Annotated in this window: 18 protein-coding genes; 9 read left to right on the top strand and 9 right to left on the bottom strand. The window is 68.9% G+C overall.

Annotation, left to right across the window (positions count from 1 at the left end):
- The first annotated feature begins 2 nt into the window (after positions 1-2).
- Positions 3-1,169, top strand: a complete 1,167-nt coding sequence (locus tag ACQ5DX_RS10270) for a thiolase family protein (protein ID WP_430332527.1) — start codon at positions 3-5, stop codon at positions 1,167-1,169.
- 143 nt (positions 1,170-1,312) lie between these two features.
- Here the strand turns inward: ACQ5DX_RS10270 and ACQ5DX_RS10265 are convergent, their stop codons facing one another.
- Positions 1,313-2,731 carry an aldehyde dehydrogenase family protein gene (locus ACQ5DX_RS10265; protein WP_430332526.1) on the bottom strand — a complete coding sequence of 473 codons (1,419 nt, stop codon included), beginning with the start codon at positions 2,729-2,731 and terminating at the stop codon, positions 1,313-1,315.
- A 27-nt stretch (positions 2,732-2,758) separates the two neighbouring features.
- Positions 2,759-3,886: an NDMA-dependent alcohol dehydrogenase gene (locus ACQ5DX_RS10260; RefSeq protein ID WP_430332525.1), complete on the bottom strand. Its 1,128-nt coding sequence runs from the start codon at positions 3,884-3,886 to the stop codon at positions 2,759-2,761.
- Between the two features lie 198 nt (positions 3,887-4,084).
- On the opposite strand from ACQ5DX_RS10260, the gene ACQ5DX_RS10255 reads away from it, so the two are divergent.
- Complete coding sequence (locus tag ACQ5DX_RS10255) at positions 4,085-4,717, top strand: TetR/AcrR family transcriptional regulator (protein WP_430332524.1); 633 nt, start codon at positions 4,085-4,087, stop codon at positions 4,715-4,717.
- 35 nt (positions 4,718-4,752) lie between these two features.
- Here the strand turns inward: ACQ5DX_RS10255 and ACQ5DX_RS10250 are convergent, their stop codons facing one another.
- Positions 4,753-5,508 (bottom strand): GntR family transcriptional regulator, encoded by a 756-nt coding sequence (locus ACQ5DX_RS10250; RefSeq protein WP_430332523.1) that lies wholly within the window; start codon positions 5,506-5,508, stop codon positions 4,753-4,755.
- A gap of 35 nt (positions 5,509-5,543) precedes the next feature.
- Positions 5,544-6,743 carry an acyl-CoA dehydrogenase family protein gene (locus ACQ5DX_RS10245; protein ID WP_430332522.1) on the bottom strand — a complete coding sequence of 400 codons (1,200 nt, stop codon included), beginning with the start codon at positions 6,741-6,743 and terminating at the stop codon, positions 5,544-5,546.
- A 291-nt stretch (positions 6,744-7,034) separates the two neighbouring features.
- On the opposite strand from ACQ5DX_RS10245, the gene ACQ5DX_RS10240 reads away from it, so the two are divergent.
- From ACQ5DX_RS10240 to ACQ5DX_RS10220, 5 genes are read left to right on the top strand one after another with little or no spacing between them, the layout of a single operon-like run.
- Positions 7,035-8,585 carry a TldD/PmbA family protein gene (locus ACQ5DX_RS10240; RefSeq protein WP_430332521.1) on the top strand — a complete coding sequence of 517 codons (1,551 nt, stop codon included), beginning with the start codon at positions 7,035-7,037 and terminating at the stop codon, positions 8,583-8,585.
- Positions 8,582-9,943: a metallopeptidase TldD-related protein gene (locus ACQ5DX_RS10235; protein ID WP_430332520.1), complete on the top strand. Its 1,362-nt coding sequence runs from the start codon at positions 8,582-8,584 to the stop codon at positions 9,941-9,943. The genes ACQ5DX_RS10240 and ACQ5DX_RS10235 overlap by 4 nt, the downstream gene beginning before the upstream one ends.
- 10 nt (positions 9,944-9,953) lie before the next feature.
- Positions 9,954-10,346, top strand: coding sequence for a YchJ family protein (locus tag ACQ5DX_RS10230; protein ID WP_430332519.1), 393 nt, complete (start codon positions 9,954-9,956; stop codon positions 10,344-10,346).
- Between the two features lie 60 nt (positions 10,347-10,406).
- Positions 10,407-11,393 carry an LLM class F420-dependent oxidoreductase gene (locus tag ACQ5DX_RS10225; protein WP_430332518.1) on the top strand — a complete coding sequence of 329 codons (987 nt, stop codon included), beginning with the start codon at positions 10,407-10,409 and terminating at the stop codon, positions 11,391-11,393.
- A 56-nt stretch (positions 11,394-11,449) separates the two neighbouring features.
- Positions 11,450-12,883 (top strand): lipase maturation factor family protein, encoded by a 1,434-nt coding sequence (locus ACQ5DX_RS10220; RefSeq protein ID WP_430332517.1) that lies wholly within the window; start codon positions 11,450-11,452, stop codon positions 12,881-12,883.
- Between the two features lie 12 nt (positions 12,884-12,895).
- Here the strand turns inward: ACQ5DX_RS10220 and ACQ5DX_RS10215 are convergent, their stop codons facing one another.
- From ACQ5DX_RS10215 to ACQ5DX_RS10205, 3 genes are all read right to left on the bottom strand, one after another.
- On the bottom strand, positions 12,896-13,435 hold the full coding sequence (locus tag ACQ5DX_RS10215) for a hypothetical protein (RefSeq protein WP_430332516.1): 540 nt from the start codon (positions 13,433-13,435) through the stop codon (positions 12,896-12,898).
- A 63-nt stretch (positions 13,436-13,498) separates the two neighbouring features.
- Positions 13,499-15,865, bottom strand: a complete 2,367-nt coding sequence (locus tag ACQ5DX_RS10210; protein ID WP_430332515.1) for an ATP-binding cassette domain-containing protein — start codon at positions 15,863-15,865, stop codon at positions 13,499-13,501.
- Positions 15,866-15,923: 58 nt separating this feature from the next.
- Positions 15,924-16,364 (bottom strand): helix-turn-helix transcriptional regulator, encoded by a 441-nt coding sequence (locus ACQ5DX_RS10205; protein ID WP_430332514.1) that lies wholly within the window; start codon positions 16,362-16,364, stop codon positions 15,924-15,926.
- A gap of 584 nt (positions 16,365-16,948) precedes the next feature.
- Between ACQ5DX_RS10205 and ACQ5DX_RS10200 the strand changes: the two genes are divergently transcribed.
- Positions 16,949-18,151, top strand: a complete 1,203-nt coding sequence (locus ACQ5DX_RS10200; RefSeq protein WP_430332513.1) for a site-specific integrase — start codon at positions 16,949-16,951, stop codon at positions 18,149-18,151.
- A gap of 45 nt (positions 18,152-18,196) precedes the next feature.
- On the opposite strand, the gene ACQ5DX_RS10195 is transcribed toward ACQ5DX_RS10200, so the two are convergent.
- Complete coding sequence (locus tag ACQ5DX_RS10195; protein ID WP_430332512.1) at positions 18,197-18,586, bottom strand: PPOX class F420-dependent oxidoreductase; 390 nt, start codon at positions 18,584-18,586, stop codon at positions 18,197-18,199.
- A gap of 142 nt (positions 18,587-18,728) precedes the next feature.
- On the opposite strand from ACQ5DX_RS10195, the gene ACQ5DX_RS10190 reads away from it, so the two are divergent.
- The gene (locus ACQ5DX_RS10190; RefSeq protein ID WP_430332511.1) at positions 18,729-19,808 is read left to right on the top strand and encodes a metallophosphoesterase; all 1,080 of its coding nucleotides are present in this window, start codon (positions 18,729-18,731) and stop codon (positions 19,806-19,808) included.
- On the opposite strand, the gene ACQ5DX_RS10185 is transcribed toward ACQ5DX_RS10190, so the two are convergent.
- Complete coding sequence (locus ACQ5DX_RS10185; RefSeq protein WP_430332510.1) at positions 19,803-22,127, bottom strand: FHA domain-containing protein; 2,325 nt, start codon at positions 22,125-22,127, stop codon at positions 19,803-19,805. The genes ACQ5DX_RS10190 and ACQ5DX_RS10185 overlap by 6 nt on opposite strands.
- Positions 22,128-22,256: the final 129 nt, after the last annotated feature.

Here is a 22,256-nt window from a genome sequence, read left to right as displayed (position 1 = left end):
ACATGCGTGATGCTGTGATCGTCGATGCGGTTCGCACCCCGGTCGGGAAGCGAGGGGGCGCCCTGTCCGGCGTCCATCCGACGGACCTGTCGGCCCTGACCCTCCAGGCGCTGGCCGCCCGCAACGGCCTCGATCCCCACCTGGTCGACGACGTGGTCTGGGGTTGTGTGTCCGCGGTCGGCGAGCAGGCGGGATGCATCGGCCGATACGCCGTGCTCGCCGCCGGATGGCCCGAGGCGATTCCCGGGATGACCGTCGATCGGCAGTGCGGTTCGTCCCAGCAGGCCGTCCATCAGGTCGCGGCCGGGATCATCGCCGGCCACTACGACATCGCGGTCGCCGGTGGTGTCGAGTCGATGTCGCGGGTCCCGATGGGATCCACCCGTGTCGAGGGCCGGCTCGGTGAGCCGTACGGGCCGATGGTCGCGGCCCGCTACGACAACTACAAGTTCAATCAGGGTGTCGGTGCCGAGATGATCGCCACCAAGTTCGGTCTCGGCCGCGGCGAACTCGATCAGCATGCCCTCGATTCGCACGAGCGCGCCGCCCGGGCTACCGACGAAGGCCGATTCGCCGGTCAGATCGTCCCGATCTCGACGGTCGACGACAACGGCGTCGAGCGAGTCGTCCAGGTGGACGAGGGCATTCGACGGGGAGGCACCCTCGAGGGCCTCGGCGGACTGAAGACTCCGTTCAAGGAGGACGGCGTGATCTCCGCGGGCAACGCCTCGCAGATCTCGGACGGCTCGGCCGCCCTGCTCCTCACGACGAGCGAGGTCGCCGCCCGCAACGGGTGGAAGCCGATCGCGCGCGTCCACTCGGCCACGGTGGTCGGCGCCGACCCGATCACGATGTTGGAGGGCCCGATTCCCGCCACCGCCAAGGTCCTCGACCGGGCGAGGCTGACGATCGACGACATCGGCGCCTTCGAGATCAACGAGGCCTTTGCGTCGGTGTCGCTCGGTTGGCAGCGCGCGACGGGTGCCGACTACGCCCGGCTGAACCCGAACGGCGGAGCCATGGCCCTCGGTCACCCGCTGGGCGGATCCGGTGCGCGCCTCATGACGACGCTCGTGCATCACATGCGGGACAACGGAATCCGCTACGGCCTGCAGTCCATGTGCGAGGGCGGCGGAATGGCGAACGCCACCATCCTCGAACTGCTGTAGCTCGTCGGCGAAGGGCCTCGGTGCGGAAACGTCTGCACCGGGGCCCTTTCGTGTGTCCGGGCGGGCACTGCCCGGCACGACCGGACACGAACGAGGGTCGTCCCGAACCACGCGGCGCGGACGGGACGACCCCTCATGGTGACTCAGTGCTGCAACGACTTGGTCTCGAGGAACTCCCCGAGACCGTACGTGCCGAACTCGCGTCCGATGCCGGACTGCTTGTACCCACCGAACGGCGCGTTCGGATTGAAGGCCCCGCCGTTGACGGAGACCTGGCCCGTCCGGATCCGGCCGGCCACCGCGCGCGCGGCGTCCGCGTCGGCCGACCACACGCTGCCGGAGAGTCCGTACACGGTGTCGTTGGCGATCTCGACGGCCTCGTCGACGGTGTCGTACGCGATGATCGACAGGACCGGACCGAAGATCTCCTCGCGGTGGATCGTCATGTCCCGGGTGACCTCTGAGAACACCGTCGGCTTCACGTAGTAGCCGCGGTCCAGACCCGGCACCGGTTCGCTTCCACCGACGACGAGCTTCGCACCCTCCTCGATTCCCCGATCGATGTACGCGCGGACGCGATCGAGTTGAGCGCGCGACGCCAGCGGGCCGAGCCGGGTTCCCTCCGCCTTCGGATCACCGACGGTGAAGGACTCCACCGCGGTGGCCACCAGCGATTCGACCTCGGCGAGACGCTCGCGCGGAACGATCAGGCGCGTCAGCGCCGCACAGGTCTGGCCGGAGTTGATCATCGCGCCCTGCACAGCGGCGGGCATCACGGCGGCCAGGTCGGCGTCCGGGAGGATCACGTTGGGGCTCTTGCCCCCGAGTTCGAGCGCCACCCGCTTCACGGTGTCCGCGGCGACCTTGCTGACGATCTTGCCCGCGGCCGTCGAACCGGTGAACGAGACCGCGTCGACGTCGGGGTGGGCGGCGATCGCCTGGCCCACGACGGGGCCGGTACCACTCACCAGGTTGAACACTCCGGGAGGCAGTCCCACCTCGTCGAGGATCTCGGTGAGCAGCCAGCCGTCCAGCGGGGCAACCTCACTCGGCTTCACGACGACGGTGTTGCCCGCCGCGAGAGCGTAGGCCGCCTTGGCCGCGATCTGGTGCAGCGGGTAGTTCCAGGGCGTGATGGCCCCGACGACGCCGATCGGTTCCCGCACGATCGTCGACCGTCCCTCGACCCGTTCGAACGCGAACGCCTCCGCCGTCTCCGCAGCGTGCAGGAAGCTGTTGATCGGCATCCCGACCTGCACCGAGGCGGCGAACCACATCGGCGATCCCATCTCGTCCGAAATCTGTTGTGCAAGCTCGCCGCTGCGCTCGCGCATCGCCTGCGCGACGGCTCGCAGCAGAGCGACTCGCTCCGCGACCGGCGTGTGCCACCAGGGCTCGAATGCCCGTCGCGCGGCAGCGACCGCGGCGTCCACGTCGGCTGCGGTTCCCTCCGGAACCGTCGCCAGGACCTCCTCGGTGGCCGGATCGACCACGTCGATGAACCGGTCACCGGTGGACGGAACCCATTTTCCGTCGATGTAGATCTTCGTGAAGTCAGCCATGTCCTCGCCTCGTCCTCTCTCGCAGCATCAGTAGTCGGCGTCGGAGTGCACGATCACTCCGCGAAGGTTCTTCCCGTCGAGCATGTCGGAATATCCCTGATTGATCTCGTCGAGTCGATACGTTCTCGTCGCGAGCTTGTCGAGTTCGAGGGCACCGCTCCGGTACAGGTCGAGCAGCCGGGGGATCTGCTCACGGGGTCCGATACCGCCGAAGATCGCGCCCTGCACGCGCTTCTGATAGAGCGTCAGTTCGAACAGGTTGATCGACGCACTCTTGTTCAACGCATCCCCGAGAGCGGTGACCACGACCTGTCCGGCCTTGCCGGTGATCGTCAGGGCCGGTGCCACCATGTCGCCCTCGAGATGCCCGACGGTCAGGATCGTGACGTCGGCGAGCTTGCCCCAGGTGAGGTCGCGAACCGGCTCGAGTGCCTCTTCGGGGGAGGCGAACGTGTGCGTGGCACCGAACTCGACGGCCTGGTCGCGCTTGAACTTCACGGGGTCGATCGCGACGACGAACCGGGCGCCGGCATGAGCGGCTCCCTGAACTGCGTTGATACCGATTCCGCCGACACCCACGACGACGACCGTGTCGCCGACCTTGGTGCCCCCGATCTCGGTGGCCGACCCCCACCCCGTCGACACGCCGCACCCCAGCAGCGCGGCCTTCTCGAGCGGAATGTCCTTCTCGATCTTGATGACCGACGCCTGGTTGACCGTGACGTACGGCGCGAACGTGCCCAGCAGGCACATCGGCACGGCCGGCCGGCCGTCGACGGTCACCCGATGCGTGCCGTCGGAGATCGCCTTGCCCGCGAGCAGACCGGCGCCCTTGTCGCACAGGTTCTGCAAACCCTTGGCGCACGACGGACACGTGCCACAGGCGGGAAGGAACGCCAGGACGACGTGATCGCCCACCTCGATGTCGGACACCCCGGGTCCAACGGCGGTCACGACGCCGGCCCCCTCGTGCCCACCGAGTACCGGGAAGGTCCCCATCGGCGTCGCCCCGGTCCTGATGTGGTGGTCCGAGTGGCACAACCCCGAGGCGGCGAGCCGGACCTGCACCTCCCCGTGCACGGGATCGCCGAGTTCGATCTCGGTGATCCTCCAGTCCTCGCCGACACCGTCGAGGACGGCTCCTTTGATCTTCATCCATTCCTCCGCTGATTGTCTTCCGGCCGAGCGAGTTTCGACGAACGCCGACGGCGCATGTCACGGAGTGGGCGTAGCTGTGACCGGAAGCGGGACCGATGTAAAACGTGTGCATTAACAATCTAATGCACGCGTTTTACAAGGGCAATGGTCGCTCGGCTCACCGGCGCAAAGACAACCGTTTGAGAGAATGCGGGCATGTCGAGCTCGACGAACACCTCCACGACGACCCGTGAGCGGATCCTCCTCGCTGCCGAGCGGCTCTTCAGCGAGCGCGGACTGAACGCGGTCTCGCTCCGCGAGGTGGGCACGGCGGCAGGACAGCGGAACAGCGCCGCCGTCCAGTACCACTTCGGCGACAAGGAAGCCCTACTGGCGGCGATCTTCGAGCACCGCATGCACGCGATCAACGAGAACCGGCTGCAGTTGCTCGCCGCGATCCAGGCGGACGGGCGTTCGGCCGATCTCCGCTCGCTCCTCGAGGCGTTCGTCTTCCCGCTCGCAGCGCAGACCTCGGACCCGGACAGCCACTACGGAGGGTTCCTGGTGCAGCTACTGAGCGATCCGACGCGACGGTCCGGGTTCGATTGGGAATCGGCGACCAGCCTGCGCATCGTGTGGGCATCGATTCAGCGGTCGCTCGGTGCGCTACCACCGCAAACCGTGGAGGAACGGATGACGATGCTGCACCACGTCGTGGTACGGACCGTCGCCGACCACGACGGCACGGCGAACGCCGACGCGCCGAACCACCCCGGGTGGGCGGTGCGACTCGTGGACGCCGCACTGGGGCTACTGACGGCCCCGACGTCCGAACACGTCGGGAACTGATCCCGCCGCCACCGGCCGGAGCCGCGCCCGGCCGGTCATGGCTGCCCGGTGTGCTCTCGCCGCAAGGTGACTCGGTACGTGTAGTGCTCCGGCAGGAAGTAGCTGACCGACGCCTCGACGACATCGCCGTCAGCGTCGGAGTAGACCCGGTCGATCCGCAGCATCGGATGCCCCGGCTCGCAGCCGAGCGCCTCGGCCACCGCCCCGGAGGCCGAGCCGACGGTGATCGACTGGGCCGCTTCGACGATCGGGCTCGTCAGGTGCGGCTCCAGCAGTCCGATGACCGTCGACGTCCCGATCGCGCCGGCCGCGAGATCGGGCGCCCCGGCGATGATCCGCCCCAGCCGCTCGGGGAGGTGGACGGTGGTGTGCACGAAGGGAACTCCGTCGTGCACCCGCCGGAAGACCACCGTACGAACGACATCCGTGTCGGCCCGCAGGCGCGCGGCGGCCTCGATGTCCGCGCGGCGGCGCAACGGCTCGAGCACCTCCATCGACGTGTCCGTCGACAGGTTGAGCAGATCCTCGATCGAACCGTGGTGCCGGAGATAGCGGCCCCGTTCGTCGTTGGCGAACGTCCCGCGTCCGGGCACCCGGTAGACGCTGCCTTCGGCAACCAGGTCGTGGAAGGCCCGGCGAACGGTCTGCCTGCTGACCGAGAATCGTTGCGCAAGATCGAATTCGGTCGGCAACCGGACGCCGCCGGCGTATCGTCCGCCCGCGATCTCGTCCCGGATCGCGTCGGCGACGACCCGGTACGCCGGGACGGAATCCTTCTCCCTGGTGCTCACGGTCCGAGTATGTCAGTCACGCACCGCCCATACTCTCAGAGTCCGCCCCGGGCCACCAACTGGGACGCGATGACGTTGCGCTGGATCTCGTTGGTGCCCTCTCCGACGATCATCAGCGGTGCGTCGCGCAGGTAGCGTTCGACGTCGTACTCGGTCGAGTAGCCGTAGCCGCCGTGGATGCGGACCGCGTCGAGCGCGATCTCCATCGCGGTCTCGGACGCGAACAGCTTGGCCATGCCGGCCTCCATATCGCACCGCTCCCCCTTGTCGTATCGCTCGGCCGCGTAGCGGGTGAGCTGGCGCGCGGCGGTGAGCTTGGTGGCCATGTCGGCCAGGTAGTTGCCGATCGACTGGTGCTTGTGGATCGGCACGCCGAAGGTCTCGCGCTGGCGCGCGTACGCCAGCGAATCCTCGAGGGCCGCGGCTCCGACACCGAGCGCGCGGGCCGCGACCTGCAGCCTGCCCGTCTCGAGCCCCTTCATCATCTGCGCGAAGCCCGCCCCCGGCGTGCCGCCGAGGATCGCCGTCGCGGGAACCCGGTATCCGTCGAACGCCAGCTCACAGGCCTCGACGCCCTTGTAGCCGAGTTTGGGGAGATCACGGGAGACCGTCATCCCGGGTCCGTGCTCGACGAGGACGACGGAGATGCCGGTGTGCCGGGGCTGCGCGGCGGGATCGGTCTTGCACAGCAGCGCGATCAGGCCGGATCGGCGCGCATTGCTGATCCATGTCTTCGCGCCCGTGACGACCAGGTCATCGCCGTCCCGCCGGGCAACCGTCGTCATCGCCTGCAGGTCCGAACCGCCTCCGGGTTCCGTGAGCGCCATCGTCGCCCGGAGCTTGCCCGTGGCCATGTCCGGCAGATAGCGGGCCTTCTGCTCCTCGGTCCCGAACAGGGTCAAGAGCTTCGCCACCACGGTGTGCCCGCCCATCGCGCCGGCCAGCGACATCCATCCGCGTGCCAGTTCCTCGGTGACCTGCACGTAGCAGGGCATCGACACCGGCATGCCGCCGTACTCCTCCGGGACCGCCAATCCGTAGATCCCGATCTGCTTCATCTGCTCGATCCACTTCTCGGGGTACTCGTTCGCGTGCTCCACCTGCTGCACGCTCGGCTTCACCTCGCGGTCGACGAATTCACGAACGGTCTTGACCAGAAACGCTTCCTCGTCGTTCAGATATCCGGACACTCTGCTCCTCGTCCCACTCACATATGTACGGCCATTAGCGTACATATGTCATACCCGATGAGGATCCCGGACGTCGAGCGACCCCGGAGATCGTCCAGATACGGATACGCCACCGATCTGGACGCAAACCGTCTCGGCAGTCGCACTCTCGGACGATGGCCGCGTTCCCAACCCGTCAGTGACCTGTCCGCGACTGCTTCCGGCCGAACTATTCCTCTCCGCCGTTGCGGCTTGAATTGCCCCTAGTCGGCCTGCCGGACAAGCCGCAGCGCGATGCATCGGTCGGCGATCGTTCGCCGCGTGGACTCGATCGGATCGCCGACTAGGCTGTGCCGGGTGATCGTCACCCACGGCGCTGTCCCGCCCGCAGTCGCGTCCGACCGTCCGGCCGACCCCGAGTTCACCGGATTGCCGTTGCGCGCCTTGGCCGACGCCGCCCTGTCCCATGCCCGGGCCGCCGGTGCCGAGCACGCCGATCTGCGGGTGCACCGACTGGTGACGCAGTCGCTGCGGCTACGTGACGGCAGGGTGCAGTCGGTGCGGGACGGCGTCGAGACCGGGTTCGCGGTCCGCGTCGTGGTCGACGGGACATGGGGTTTCGCGTCGCACGCGGAGCTGACGCCGGAACGGGCCGCCGCGGTCGCCGCCGAGGCGGTGCAGGTGGCCCGGGCGCTGCGCGCCCTCAACCGCGAACGCGTCGTGCTCGCACCCGAACCGGCGTACCGGGACGCCACGTGGGTGTCCGGCTACGCGACCGACCCGTTCGCGGTGGCCGCCGCCGACAAGGTGGCCCTGCTGGAGGACTATTCGCGGCGGCTGCTCGACGCGGACGGCATCGACCACGTCACCGCGAGCTGCCTGCAGGTCAAGGAGCAGACGTTCTACGCCGACCTGTCCGGGTCGACCATCACGCAGCAGCGGGTCCGGCTGCATCCCGAGCTCGAGGCGGTCTCGGTGGACGCCGACGCCGGCACCTTCGAGACGATGCGCACCCTCGCCCCGCCGGTCGGCCGCGGCTGGGAGTACCTGACCGGTACCGGCTGGGAGTGGGACGCCGAACTCGCCGAGATCCCCGGGCTGCTTGCCGCGAAGATCGCGGCGCCCAGCGTCGAGGCGGGCCCGACCGACCTGGTCGTCGACCCCACCAATCTGTGGCTGACCATCCACGAATCCATCGGCCACGCAACCGAATACGATCGCGCGATCGGCTACGAGGCCGCGTACGCGGGCACGTCGTTCGCCACCCCCGACCTGCTCGGGACGCTGCGGTACGGCACCCCGATCATGCACGTCACCGCCGACCGCACCGAACCGCACGGGCTCGCCAGCGTCGGGTTCGACGACGACGCGGTCGCCGCGCAGCGCTGGGACCTGGTGCGCGACGGGACGCTGGTCGGCTACCAGCTCGACCGGGTGTTCGCGCCGCGCCTCGGCCTCGAACGGTCCAACGGCTGCTCGTACGCCGACTCCGCGCACCACGTGCCGATCCAGCGGATGGCGAACGTGTCGCTGCAGCCGGACCCGGTGGCCGACACCACGACCGCGGAGCTGATCGCGCGGGTCGAGGACGGCGTCTACGTCGTCGGCGACAAGAGCTGGTCGATCGACATGCAGCGCTACAACTTCCAGTTCACCGGCCAGCGGTTCTTCCGGATCCGGGACGGCCGCCTCGACGGGCAACTGCGCGACGTCGCGTACCAGGCGACGACGACGGACTTCTGGGGATCGATGGAGTCGGTCGGCGGACCGTCCACCTGGCGCCTCGGTGGCGCGTTCAACTGCGGCAAGGCGCAGCCCGGCCAGGTGGCGGCCGTCAGCCACGGCTGCCCGTCCGCGCTGTTCCGCGGCGTCAACGTGCTGAATACCCGAACGGAGGGCGGGCGATGATCGCCGCGCAGGAACTCGTCGAGCGTGCGCTCGCGCTGACGACCGTCGACGAGGCGATGGTGCTGGTCACCGACGCGAGCGAGGCGTCGCTGCGGTGGGCGGGCAATTCGATGACCACGAACGGGGTCTCGACGTCGCGGTCCTGGACGGTGCTCTCGATCGTCCGCGAGAACGGCGCCGCGAAGGTCTGCGCGGTGACGTCGTCGGCGGTCGACGCCGACGCGATCGCCGACGTGGTGGGCGCCAGCGAGGCCGCGGCCCGGTCCGCGCAGCCGGCCGAGGACGCGATGGACCTGCTGACCGGCGCCGGCACGGACGCGGGCTGGTCGGACGCCGCCGCGTCCACCGGCGTCGGGGTGTTCGAGACGCTGGTGCCCGGCCTGGCAGACGGGTTCGACGCCGCCGACCGGCTCTACGGCTTTGCGCACCACCAGATGCACAGCACGTGGCTGGGGACGTCCACGGGCATCCGCCGACGGTTCACCCAGCCGACCGGCTCGATCGAGATCAACGGCAAGCGCGGTGACGCGAGCGCCTGGGTGGGGTCGGCCACCCTCGACTTCACCGACGTGTCGGTGCCGGACCTGCTGGCCGATCTGGGCCGACGGTTGGATTGGTCGGCGCGCACCGTCGCGCTGCCCGCCGGACGCTACGAGACGGTGCTGCCGCCGTCCGCGGTGTCGGACCTGATGATTCCGCTGATGTGGGCGATGGAGGGTCGCGGCGCGCAGGAGGGGCACACCGCGCTGTCGCGCAGCGGCGGCACCCGCGTCGGCGAACGGCTCACCGACATCCCGCTGACGCTGTTCTCGGATCCGCACGCCCCGCGCCTCGCGTATTCCCCGTTCGTGGCGACGACCGCGTCGTCCGACACGCTGTCGGTGTTCGACAACGGCATGGACGCCGCCCGCGTCGACTGGGTGCGCGACGGCGTGATCCACGCGCTCGCCTACCCGCGGGCCGCGGCCGCGGAATTCGGTGCGCCGGTGGCGGTGCCGGGCGAGAACCTGCTGCTCTCCGGCGGGAGCGCGGCCACCCTCGACGACATGGTGGCCGACACCGAGCGCGGGCTGCTGCTGACCACGCTGTGGTACATCCGCGAGGTGGATCCGGCGACCGCGCTGCTGACCGGTCTCACCCGCGACGGCGTGTACCTGATCGAGGACGGTGCGGTCACCGCTGCGGTCAACAACTTCCGGTTCAACGAGAGCCCGCTCGATCTGCTGCGCCGCACCACGGAGGTCGGTGCCACCGAGCAGACACTGCCGCGCGAATGGAAGGACTGGTTCACCCGGACGGCGATGCCGCCCATGCGGATTCCGGACTTCCACATGTCGTCGGTGAGCCAGGCCCAGTAGAGGAACAGTGATGACGAAGGTCTCGAACGACGATCGCTGCCCGTGCCTGTCCGGGGAGCAGTACGGCCAGTGCTGCGGTCGCTTCCACCGCGGCGACGCCGACGCCCCCACCGCCGAGCAGCTGATGCGTTCGCGCTACGCCGCGTTCGCGGTCGGTGACGCCGACTATCTGCTGCGGACCTGGCACTCGAGCACCCGCCCCACTGACCTGGAACTGGATCCGGATCTGGTGTGGCGACGCCTGGACGTGCTGCAGGGCACCGGCGGCGGCCTGCTCGACGACACCGGCACCGTCGAGTTCGTCGCCCACTACACCGACCACGGCCAGCGCGGGTCGATGCGCGAGCACAGCCGATTCGTCCGCGAGAACGGGCGCTGGTACTACGTGGACGCGCTGGCGTAGCCCGACGACCACCGCTCGACAACGACCACCGACACATCCCCCGCACGGACAAGGACTGCGATGCAATTCGGACTCTTCGTACCCCAGGGCTGGCGGCTCGACCTCGTCGGCATCGATCCGGCGGACCAGTGGGCGGCGATGCGCAACCTCGCGCTGCGCGCCGACCGCGGGCCGTGGGACTCGATCTGGGTCTACGACCACTTCCACACCGTCCCCACGCCGACCGACGAGGCCACCCACGAGGCGTGGTCGCTGATGTCGGCCTTCGCGGCGGTGACCGACCGGGTGCGCCTGGGCCAGATGTGCACCGCGATGAGCTACCGCAACCCCGCGTACCTCGCGAAGATCGCGGCCACCACCGACATCATCTCCGGTGGCCGGGTCGAGATGGGTATCGGCGGCGGCTGGTACGAGCACGAGTGGCGCGCCTACGGCTACGGGTTCCCCTCGGCGGGTGAACGACTCGGGCGTCTCGACGAGGGCGTGCAGATCCTGCGGCAGGCGTGGAGCACCGGCACCGCCACCCTGAACGGCCGGCACTACCAGGTCGACGGCGCGATCGTGCGGCCCCTGCCGCTGCAGGACGGCGGCATCCCGTTGTGGATCGCCGGCGGCGGCGAGAAGGTCACCCTGAAGATCGCCGCGAAGTACGCGCAGTACACGAACTTCGACGGCACCCCCGAGGTGTTCGCGCACAAGTCGCGGATCCTCCGCGAGCACTGCGCCGACGTGGGCACCGACTTCGACGCGATCGTGCGCTCGGCGAACTACAACGTCGCGATCGGCCGCACCGAGGCGGAGGTGCAGGATCGGCTCGCGGCGCTGCGGGCGCGTCTCGAGCCGATCGTCGGCGCCGAGCAGGCCGACGCGTCGCTGGCGGCGTTCCGCGGCCTGCCCGGCGTCGGCACCCCCGAACAGATCGTCGAGAAGCTGACGGCGCTGAAGGAGCAGGGACTCGAGTACGCGATCTTCTACGTGCCCGAGGCCGCGTACGACATGTCGGGGCTCGAACTGCTCGAGCAGGAAGTGCTGCCGCACTTGGCGTGAGGCCTCTGGCCGCAGCACCGCGCCCCGAGTAACGTCCGCGGCAGGGGACGCCTGCCGTGAACTGGTTCGACGCCGACAATTACTGGCTGGGACGGCTGTTCTTCAAGGAGGGGCTGGCCGTCATCTACCTGTGTGCGTTCTTCGTCGCCATCGACCAGTTCCGGCCGCTCATCGGGGACCACGGCATCCTCCCGATCCGCCGGTTCCTCGCCGGCGCCCGCTGGCAGCGGTCGCCGAGCCTCTTCCACCTGCACTATTCGGACCGCTTCTTCATGGGCGTCGCGTGCACCGGGGCGGGACTGTCGGCGGCGGCCCTGCTCGGGTTGTTGGATCTGTTGCCGCTGCCGCTGTGCATGCTCGGCTGGCTGCTGCTGTGGGGCCTGTACCTGTCGATCGTCAACGTCGGGCAGGTCTGGTACGGGTTCGGGTGGGAGTCGCTGCTGCTCGAGGTGGGCTTGCTCGCGGTGTTCGTCGGCAACGCCCACACCGCACCGCCGCTGCTGACCCTGCTGTTGCTGCGGTGGCTGCTGTTCCGACTCGAGTTCGGCGCCGGGCTGATCAAGATCCGCGGCGATCCGTGCTGGCGCGATCTGACGTGCCTGTATTACCACCACGAGACGCAGCCGATGCCGGGCCCGCTGAGCTGGTACTTCCACCGGCTTCCCCGCCGGTTGCACAAAGTGGAGGTCGCCGGCAACCACTTCACGCAGCTGATCGTCCCGTTCTTCCTGTTCGTTCCGCAGCCCGTCGCCGGCGGGGCGGCCGCGATCATGGTCGTCACCCAGCTGTGGCTGGTGGTCAGCGGCAACTTCGCGTGGCTCAACTGGCTCGCGATCGTGCTGGGGCTGTCGGTGCTGCCGAACGGGTTCTGGGAGGCGATGCTGCCGGTCACGGCACCGTCGGACATCGCCGCGGCACCGATCTGGTTCGTGGTGATCGTCGTCGCGGTCACCGTTGCGATCGCGGCGCTGAGCTACCGCCCGGCGCGCAACCTGTTCTCGAGTCACCAGATGATGAACGCGTCGTTCGATCCGTGGCACCTGGTGAACACGTACGGGGCGTTCGGGCACGTGACCAAGACCCGCCGCGAGATCGTCGTCGAGGGGTGCCGCGACGCGCATCCCACCGCCGACAGCGAGTGGCTGGCCTACGAGTTCAAGGGCAAGCCGGGCGCCCTGCGACGGCGCCCCCGCCAGTTCGCGCCGTACCACCTGCGGCTGGACTGGCTGATGTGGTTCGCCGCGATCTCCCCCGGGTACGCCACGTCATGGTTCGGCGGGCTGGTCGAACGTCTGCTCGACGGGAACACCGCGCTGCTGAAGCTGCTCCATCACAATCCGTTCCCGGACGCGCCGCCGGCCGCGATCCGGGCCCGGCTGTACCGCTACCGGTTCACCACCCGCGACGAGCGCCGCGCCACCGGCGCCTGGTGGGCCCGCAGCCTGGAGGCCGAGTTCCTGCCGCCGGTGTCGCGGCGCGGGCCGCCGTAGTCTCCGGGCGGCTCAGCTGCTGCTGCCGAAGAGCCCGGGCGACCGGTCGACGGGGTAGGCCGCGACGTTCATGATCACCGAGCCTGCGCACGGGCCGCTGTCGATGTCGGTGCGCCACGAGCCGACCAGTGTGCCGTCGCGTTGCGGGGTGTAGTACGCGAACGAGTGCGCCGGCGCCCACACCTTGGGCACGCCCTCGCCCTGCCAGCAGTCCCACTTCCAGTCGTACGGATGCACCCACCTGGTGCCGTCCCACGTGTACCGCGCCGGCTGCGGGAGGGTTGGGTTGGCCGGCTTGGGCCCATCGACCACGGTGGCCACGCACGTCCCGGCCGTGCACGTCGTCTCGAACGTGTACGTGTCGGCGAAGTCGGGCTCCCACTGCCGCGCGGCCAAACTCGTACCGGTCTTCGTCGCCGCGAACCGCTTCACCGAGTATTGCCCGGACCAGGACGGCTGCGCCGGGCCCGCAGACGAGGCGGCGCCCGCGGGCGCGGCCCCGGCGACCAGCCAGGTAGCGATCAATGCAACTGCCAGCAGTGCTTTTCGCATGGGCGAATTGAAGCACGCCACCCGACCGGTCGGTTGTCGATCACCGAATTGCCGTGATCGCGGTCAGCTGCCGGTGTACTCCGCGAGGTGCTGGCCGGTGAGCGTCGACCGGTCGGCGACCAGGTCGGCGGGCGTGCCCTCGAAGACGATCCGGCCGCCGTCGTGACCCGCGCCGGGCCCGAGATCGACGATCCAGTCGGCGTGCGCCATCACCGCCTGGTGGTGTTCGATGACGATCACCGACTTGCCGGCGTCGACGAGGCGGTCGAGCAGACCGAGCAGGTTCTCCACGTCGGCCAGGTGCAGGCCGGTCGTGGGTTCGTCGAGGATGTAGACGTCGCCCTTCTCCCCCATGTGGGTGGCGAGCTTGAGGCGCTGACGCTCACCACCGGACAGCGTCGTCAGCGGCTGACCGATCTTGACGTACCCGAGTCCGACGTCCGCCAGCCGCACCAGGATCTTGTGGGCCGCAGGGAGTTTCGCATCGCCGGAGCCGAAGAACTCCTCGGCCTGGGCGACCGACATCGTGAGCACCTCGGCGATGTCCTTGCCGCCGAACGTGTAGTCCAGCACCTCGGCCTGGAAGCGCTTGCCGTCGCACACCTCGCACGGGGTCGAGACGCCGGCCATCATTGCCAGGTCGGAGTACACCACGCCGGCGCCGTTGCAGTTGGGGCACGCGCCCTCGGAGTTGGCGCTGAACAGACCGGGCTTGACGCCGTTGGCCTTCGCGAACGCCTTGCGGATCGGCTCGAGCAGTCCGGTGTAGGTTGCCGGGTTGCTGCGCCGCGACCCCTTGATCGCGCCCTGGTCGATGGATACGACTCCGTCCCGCCCGGCCACCGATCCCGCGATCAGCGAACTCTTGCCCGAACCGGCGACACCGGTCACCACGACGAGCACGCCCAGCGGGATGTCGACGTCGACGCCCTGCAGGTTGTGGGTGTCGGCACCGCGCACCTCGAGCGCACCGGTGGAGGTGCGCACCGACGGCTTGAGCGCGGCGCGGTCGTCGAGGTGCTTGCCGGTGAGGGTGCCGCTCGAGCGCAGTTCGTCGACGCTGCCCTCGAACACGATCTCGCCGCCCTCGGTGCCGGCGCGGGGGCCGAGATCGACGACGTGGTCGGCGATCGCGATCGCCTCCGGCTTGTGCTCGACCACCAGGACCGTGTTGCCCTTGTCGCGCAGCTGCAGCAGCAGGTCGTTCATCCGTTGGATGTCGTGCGGGTGCAGGCCGATGGTCGGCTCGTCGAACACGTAGGTGACGTCGGTGAGCGACGACCCGAGGTGGCGGATCAGCTTGGTGCGCTGCGCCTCGCCGCCCGAGAGCGTGCCGGCCGGGCGGTCGAGGCTGAGGTAGCCGAGCCCGATCTCGACGAACGAGTCGAGCGTCTCGCCGAGCGACTTCAGCAGCGGCGCGGCCGACGGCTCGTCGAGGCCGCGCACCCATTCGGCGAGATCGCTGATCTGCATGGCGCACACGTCGGCGATGCTGATCCCGTCGATCTTCGACGACCGCGCCTCGGCGCTCAGCCGCGTGCCCTCGCAGTCGGGGCAGGTCTGGAAGGTGATCGCGCGGTCGACGAACGCCCGGATGTGCGGCTGCATCGCCTCGCGGTCCTTGGACAGGAACGACTTCTGGATCTTCGGGATCAGACCCTCGTAGGTGACGTTGACGCCCTCGACCTTGACCTTGGTCGGTTCCTTGTAGAGCAGATCGTTCAGCTGCTTCTTGGTGAACTTGGCGATCGGCTTGTCGGGGTCGAAGAATCCGCAGCCGCGGAAGATCCGGCCGTACCAACCGTCCATGCTGTAGCCGGGGATCGTCAGCGCGCCCTCGTTGAGCGACTTGCTGTCGTCGTACAGCGCGGTCAGGTCGAAGTCGGAGACCCGGCCCATGCCCTCGCAGCGGGGGCACATGCCGCCGGTGATGCTGAAGCTACGACGCTCCTTGACGGTCCGGCCGCCCTTCTCCACGGTGACCGCACCGGCGCCGCTGATGGAGGCGACGTTGAACGAGAAGGCCTGCGGCGAGCCGATGTGCGGCTTGCCGAGCCGGCTGAACAGGATGCGCAGCATCGCATTGGCGTCGGTGGCGGTACCCACCGTGGAGCGCGGGTTGGCGCCCATCCGCTCCTGATCGACGATGATCGCCGTCGTCAGTCCCTCGAGCACGTCGACGTCCGGGCGCGCGAGGGTCGGCATGAACCCCTGCACGAAGGCGCTGTAGGTCTCGTTGATCATCCGCTGCGATTCGGCCGCGATCGTGCTGAACACCAGGGAGCTCTTGCCGGAGCCGGACACACCCGTGAACACCGTCAACCGCCGCTTGGGGATCTCGACGCTCACATTCTTGAGGTTGTTCTCACGGGCACCGTGCACGCGGATCAGGTCGTGGCTGTCGGCGGCGTGCGGGGTGGGCGTGCTCATCGGTTCTCCATCTGTTGCGGTGGCGGCGTGTGTGCAGGTGGGGGCTGTGGCCACCACGCTAGGTGCCGCTCGCGGCGGACGCTTCTCGATTCCTGACCGGTCTGGTGACCTGCTTCGTCACGCACGACGGCATCTCCGTCGCGGGCCGCTCCTGGTCCCGGTAAACGCTCGGTGAGACGCCGACGAGCTCGGTGAATCGGGTGCTGAACGTCCCCAGCGACGAGCAGCCGACGGCGAAGCAGACCTCGGTCACGCTGAGATCCCCGCGCCGCAGCAGCGCCATCGCGCGCTCGATGCGCCGCGTCATCAGGTAGGCGTACGGCGGCTCGCCGTACGCGAGCCGGAACTGCCGGCTGAGGTGTCCGGCGGACATGTGCACGCCGCGCGCGAGCGCCTCGACGTCCAGCGGCTGCGCGTACTCCCGGTCGATCCGGTCGCGCACGCGGCGTAGCAGCGCCAGGTCGCGCAGGCGCTGCGCTTCGTCCGGTCTACTGGTCACCTGCGAAATCGTGCCACAACTCGCGGTGATGGCGCAGGGTCCGCGGCGCGTGGCGAGCTCCGGTCGGGGAATCGCGTCACGGTCGACAGTGCCGGCGTCACGCGGCCGTCCAGCGCCTGGTGGGCTCCATGCGAACCCGAAATTCGCTCCCCGCCAAGCGTTTCCAACTCGACTGCGCCCGCAGTCGGCCTGAGCGCCCACTCCTGCGTCCGATACGCAGGATCCCGCCACTTCCGCCAAAGAATGGGCGCTCAGGCCGATGCCGTGACCGGCGGGCCGACCGTCCCCCTTGCGTCCGCGGCGCAACGTTCGAGCCCGACCCCATGCCGCCGGTGTCGCTGCGCGGCGTGCCGCGAGGAGACGATCCGCGGGTCCCAGAGAAACTACTCACGCTAATTTCCATTAGCGCCATCATCGAATCGTGAAGTCCGGGGGGCAATCTCGCCACAACAGCGCGTCGGCGGCCCGGCCTCGGGCATGGCGCCATTTCGTCACAGTGACACTTGGGGGCGTCCGCGCCGGACATACAGAACTGTCGGTTCCACTCGGTAGGCTCGCTCGACAGACACGAGAGGAGCACGGGTGTGAGTGAACAGGTCGACACGGCCAGTGTCGTGCCCGCTCTGCCCGCCGTTCCCGAACGCCCGGCGGCATCGACAGGGCCCGCGCCCGAACCTGTCGTCCCGGTGCTGTCCGCGTCCGCCGAGGCCCGGATCGTCGCCGCCCTCGAGCAGCGGCACTCGCCTTCGACCGCCCGGAACTACCGCACGGACTGGGACAGATTCCGCGGCTGGTGCGCCGAGCGCGGGCAGGTGCCGATGCCGGCGCACCCGCATACCGTCGCCGACTATCTCACCGAGCACGCCGAGCAGCGCACCGACACCGGGGAACGCCGGTACGCGACGAACACGCTCACCCGATGGGTGGCGTCGATCAACTACTGGCACCGAGCCTGCGCCCGCCCCGCGCCCGGGCAGGCTCAGATCGTCAAGGACACGTTGGCCGGCCTGCGCCGCACCTACGCCGCCGGCGGGGAACGCCCGACCAAACGCGTCGCACCGCTGTTGGGGGACGAGATCAGCTACATCCTCGCCACGATGCGTCAGGACGCGGAAACGTGGCAGGACCGACTGCGAGAACGGCGCGACTCGGCGGTCATCCTGATCGGATTCCTCGGCGCCTTCCGCCGTTCCGAGCTGTCCGGCCTGCAACTGCGCGACATCACCCTCCACCCCCAGGATGGGCTGCACATCCTGGTGCGCCGATCGAAGACCGACCAGGTCGGCGCCGGTATGGTCAAGGCCACCCCGTTCGCAGTCGGGCACCGCGCCTGCCCTCCGTGCGTGTACCGGCGTTGGCTCGACGTCGTTCTCGCCCACCATCGGGCTGGCCGCGCCGGTATCGCCCAGTTACTCGGTGCCCCCGACACGTTCAGCACGCACATCTGCCACGTCCCGTATCCCGACCTTCTTCCCGACGTCGCAACATCGCCGGTGTTCCGGCCGCTGCGCGTGAACGGGAACATCGGTGACAGCGCCCTGACCGGGCAGGGTATCCACGGGGTGATCCGCCGTGCCGCCACCGACGCCGGACTCTCCCCCACCAAGATCGCGAACCTCGGCGGGCACTCCCTGCGCGCCGGGTTCGTCACCCAGGCGTTCCGCAACGGTGCCCAGGCCCACGAAGTCATGCGGCAGACCGGGCACAAGAACCCCGCCACCCTGGAAATCTATGCACGCGAACACAATCCCCTCACCGGGAACGCGGTCGCCCGCTTCGAGATGTGATCCACCGGGGCACGGCGGGCCGGTGGCTGCACGGTCGGATGTCGCTCAGCGGTCCTCGCCGACCACCACTGCCAAGCCCACCGTGCCCTTCCGCCCGCGGCGCAGCAGGCTGCCCTTCACGAGCAGCCACCCGAGGACCCGGTACTTGTGGATGATCACCTCGCGCGTGTGCTCGGTGCCGGCGTCGTCGAGGACGACCGCGGTCGCGTCGATCTGCGGCCCCTTGGGATTGCCGCGCACGTCGCACACCCCCACGGTGACCCGCGATGTGCGACGGATCCGCTTGACCTTCCACGAGTTCGTCTCGGTCCACATCAGCATCCGGTCGCCGTCCATCGCCGCCCAGATCGGGGTCGGCACCCCGGTGCCGTCCTTGCGGAACGTGGTGAGCAGGACGTATTTCGCGGCACCGATCTCGCTCAGCGTGACAGCCATGCAGACAGGGTACGGGCCGCGGGGCGGATCGGATGAACGTCGTATGAACATCTGGGCCCATCAAGCGATTTCAGTAGTACGGTCGTCCAGTTTCGGGTTTGCTGGGGCGGACTGTCGAACCGACGAGACCTCCGAGGACACCGTGACCGAGCTCAACCCGATCAACCGTCGACACTTCCTCGCCGGAGCCGGCGTCGCAGCCGCCGCCGTCCCGATGGCGGCACTGGCGCCGACAGCCTCCGCCGCCGTTCCGGCCGCGCCTGCCCCCGCGGACGGCAAGTTCGCCTTCCCGACGACGTCGAACGTCCGGGTGCTCGTCACCGGCGACGCCGGGACCGGCACCCAGCCGCAGTGGGCTGTCGCCGACGCGGCGCGCAAGCTGCACCAGGCCGAGCCGTTCGGGATGGCGCTCGGGCTCGGCGACAACATCTACGAGGCCGGGCCCAACGGCGACCGGGACGTCCAGTTCGCCACCAAGTTCGAGGACCCCAACCACGGCCTGGACTTCCCCTGGGTGATGGCCCTCGGTAACCACGACAACAGTGCGGTGTTCCCAGGCGACGGTGGCTGGCTGCTGCGCGGCAACGACGAGGTCGACTACCACGGGACGTCGCGCAAATGGTGGATGCCCTACCGCTACTACTCGGTCCGGGTGCCCGAGGAGAACCCGGTCGTCGAGTTCTTCGTCCTCGACCTCAACCCGGTCGCCGCCTACCTGCCTCCGCTGTTCGTGCCGTACTGGGCCGCGGACGGCCAGTTCATGAACGAGCAGCGGGCCTGGCTCGATGCCGCGATCGCGGCATCGCCGGCGAAGTGGAAGATCGCGTGCACTCACCACCCGTACCTGAACAACGGCTCGCACGGCGATGCCGGGGCGTACGACGGAATTCCGATCGAACCGATGAACGGCATCCACGCCAAGCGCTTCTTCGAGGACCACGTCGTGGGACGGTGCCAGTTCATCCTGTCCGGGCACGATCACTCGTTGCAGGTCCTCGAGCCGACCGTCGAGTCCAAGGGCACCCGGCAGATCGTCTCCGGGGCGGCCGCGAAGAACCAGCACGGCAAGTCCAGTCGGCCGGACCGGGCCAACCTCTACCAGAACTTCGACGACCTCGGATTCATGGTCATGGACTTGTCGGCGGAATCGGTGCGACTGCGGACGTACACCGTCGACATCCCCACCGCCGAACCGACACTCGCGTTCGACCGGCGACTATAGGCGCTTTGCGGTCTGACGGCGCAGCCGGAGCCGGCTGTAGGTGACGACCGCGAGCACGCAACTGATGAGCACCAGCATGGCGATGCTGAGGAGCCACCACGATCCGGTGTGCTGCCACAGCGTGTCCGGCTCGGTGCCGGTGGCATTCGTGACCAGGTCCACCGTCGAGGCGGCCGCCGCGAACCCCCAGCGTGACGGAAACAGCCACGCGACCTGTTCGAGCACGGCGCGTCCGGTGATCGTGATCAATCCTCCGCACATCACCAGTTGCGCCATGATCGTGACCACCAGCATCGGCAGCACCTGCTCGCTCGAGCGCGCCACCGACGACAACGCCAATCCGAGCACGACGCAGCAGCAGGTAGTGGCGGCGATGTCCACGATCAGTTCGACGGAGCCCGAGGGGAGCACACTGCCGTGGCCCGGGAAACCCTTGCCCACGTAGACGATCAGGACCATGATCACCGACTGCACGATGCCGGCGGCGCAGAACACGACGATCTTCGCCGTCAGATAGGCGGACGGCAGCAGCCCGGCGGCACGTTCGCGCTGATAGACCATGCGCTCTCCGACCAGGTCGCGGATGGTCAGTGAACAGCCCATGAAGGCGGCGCCGAGAATCAGCACCACCAGGATCTGGGTGAGTTCGCCGGAAACGTCGGCACCGGACTGCCCGAACCCGGTGTCGCCCGGCACGAGCAAGGCCAGGCCGCCGAGCACGAAGGGCAGAAGCGACAGGAAGATCAGGTAGCCCCGGTCGGCGCGGATCAGCCGAACCTGGCGGCGGGCGACGGTGCTCAACTGCTTACGCCTCGAGGTGTGCGCGGGAGAGCCGAGCGGCCCGGGCAGGGCTGGTGGCACCTCCGCCACCGTGCGGGTGGCGCGGTACTCGGCGAACACCCCGTCGGGGTCGGAGGCGACGCGGGCGAAGATGTCGGCCCAGTCGGTACTGCCGAGCGCGCTCCCGACTCGGTCGGGCGGTCCCACATACGCGGTCTTGCCACCGGGAGCAAGGAGGAGGACCTGGTCGCACATTTCGAGGTAGGACAGCGAATGCGTGACGATGACGACGACGCGGCCCGAATCGGCGAGGCGGCGCAGCGTCGCCATGATCTGTCGATCGAGCGCGGGGTCGAGACCCGAGGTCGGTTCGTCCAGGATGAGCAGGGAAGGGCCCGTGAGCAACTCCAGCGCGACCGATGCGCGTTTGCGTTGCCCGCCGGAGAGGCGATCGACGCGGGTGTCGGCGTGCTCGGTCAGTTGCAATTCGTCGAGTACCCCTGCGATCACCACTTCACGGTCGGCCCGGGTGGTGTCCGGCGGCAGTCGCAGCTCCGCGGCGTAGCCGAGGGCCCTCCGGACGGTCAGCTGCCGGTGGACGACGTCGTCCTGAGGGACCATGCCGATGCGGGAGCGCAGCACCGAATAGTCGGTGTGCACGCTGCGTCCTTCGAACTCGACGACGCCTTCCGTGGGGCCTGCCGAACCGGAGATGATCTTGGCGACCGTGGTCTTTCCCGCGCCGGAGGGCCCGATCACCGCGGTGAGACTCCCGGGTCCCGCCGTGAAGGTGACGTCCTCCAGCAGTCGCCGCCCGCCTTCGATGACGAGTCCGACGCCGTCCACGCGCAGACCGCCGGCGGTCGCGGCGGTCGCCTGCCGTGGAACGAGACGGCCTTCCTGCACGGTGAAGTCGGTGTTGCCGATGGTGACGACGTCGCCGTCGGTCAGCCGTGCGCGCGTCACCCGGGCACCGCCGACGAACGTTCCGTTGACGCTCCCCAGATCTTCGATTTCGAGGCCGGACGGCGCATTGTGGACCATCGCGTGACGGCGTGAGGCCAGCACATCCCGGACGACGATGTCGTTGTCCGGAGACCGTCCGATCGTCAGGGCTCCCGCGGGGACGGTCGCGCGCGGTGCCGGGGGCGGGGCGATCGAGGCCCCTACCTCGATCGTCGACTCGTCCCATCGACTGCCCACGTCCCGTCGCGTCGCGTCGGGATCCTCGATCGAGATCCGCACCGTGGGTCCCTCGACCGCGTCACCCAGGCGGACGAGGACGGTGTCCGTGACGGGTACCTCTTCTCTGCGCTTGCCGTCGACGTAGATCCCGTTCTTGCTGCCGGAGTCGACGAGCTGCCATCCCTCGTCCCACCTGAGCCGCGCATGCTCGCGCGACACCACAGGATCGACGATCGTGATCTCCAACTGCGGGTCCCGGCCGATGCGTACCGCTTTGCCCGCGCTGTGCCTTGTGCGGCCGTTTACGGTCTCGACCACGACCCGCGGGAGCTCGCTTCTCGTCCAGTCGTCCATCGCCACGGCCTCCGGTCAGCATCAGGCGTAGAGCGTCGACTCCTCCATGGTCGCACCCACGCCCCGGGATCCGTCGACAGAACTGTCACTCTCGTATCCTCGCGGCCAGCCTGAGGCCGCGTCATGATG

Source organism: Rhodococcus sp. ACT016 (assembly GCF_050477185.1).
Lineage (GTDB): Bacteria > Actinomycetota > Actinomycetes > Mycobacteriales > Mycobacteriaceae > Prescottella.
This window is presented reverse-complemented; position numbering and strand designations above follow the sequence as displayed.

What these genes read in the sequence shown, in the direction of transcription:
- ACQ5DX_RS10270 (WP_430332527.1), top strand. Translation starts at nt 3, where the DNA reads ATGCGTGATGCTGTGATCGTCGATGCGGTTCGCACCCCGGTCGGGAAG.
- ACQ5DX_RS10265 (WP_430332526.1), bottom strand. Translation starts at nt 2,731, where the DNA reads ATGGCTGACTTCACGAAGATCTACATCGACGGAAAATGGGTTCCGTCC.
- ACQ5DX_RS10260 (WP_430332525.1), bottom strand. Translation starts at nt 3,886, where the DNA reads ATGAAGATCAAAGGAGCCGTCCTCGACGGTGTCGGCGAGGACTGGAGG.
- ACQ5DX_RS10255 (WP_430332524.1), top strand. Translation starts at nt 4,085, where the DNA reads ATGTCGAGCTCGACGAACACCTCCACGACGACCCGTGAGCGGATCCTC.
- ACQ5DX_RS10245 (WP_430332522.1), bottom strand. Translation starts at nt 6,743, where the DNA reads ATGTACGCTAATGGCCGTACATATGTGAGTGGGACGAGGAGCAGAGTG.
- ACQ5DX_RS10235 (WP_430332520.1), top strand. Translation starts at nt 8,582, where the DNA reads ATGATCGCCGCGCAGGAACTCGTCGAGCGTGCGCTCGCGCTGACGACC.
- ACQ5DX_RS10230 (WP_430332519.1), top strand. Translation starts at nt 9,954, where the DNA reads ATGACGAAGGTCTCGAACGACGATCGCTGCCCGTGCCTGTCCGGGGAG.
- ACQ5DX_RS10225 (WP_430332518.1), top strand. Translation starts at nt 10,407, where the DNA reads ATGCAATTCGGACTCTTCGTACCCCAGGGCTGGCGGCTCGACCTCGTC.
- ACQ5DX_RS10215 (WP_430332516.1), bottom strand. Translation starts at nt 13,435, where the DNA reads ATGCGAAAAGCACTGCTGGCAGTTGCATTGATCGCTACCTGGCTGGTC.
- ACQ5DX_RS10210 (WP_430332515.1), bottom strand. Translation starts at nt 15,865, where the DNA reads ATGAGCACGCCCACCCCGCACGCCGCCGACAGCCACGACCTGATCCGC.
- ACQ5DX_RS10195 (WP_430332512.1), bottom strand. Translation starts at nt 18,586, where the DNA reads ATGGCTGTCACGCTGAGCGAGATCGGTGCCGCGAAATACGTCCTGCTC.
- ACQ5DX_RS10185 (WP_430332510.1), bottom strand. Translation starts at nt 22,127, where the DNA reads ATGGACGACTGGACGAGAAGCGAGCTCCCGCGGGTCGTGGTCGAGACC.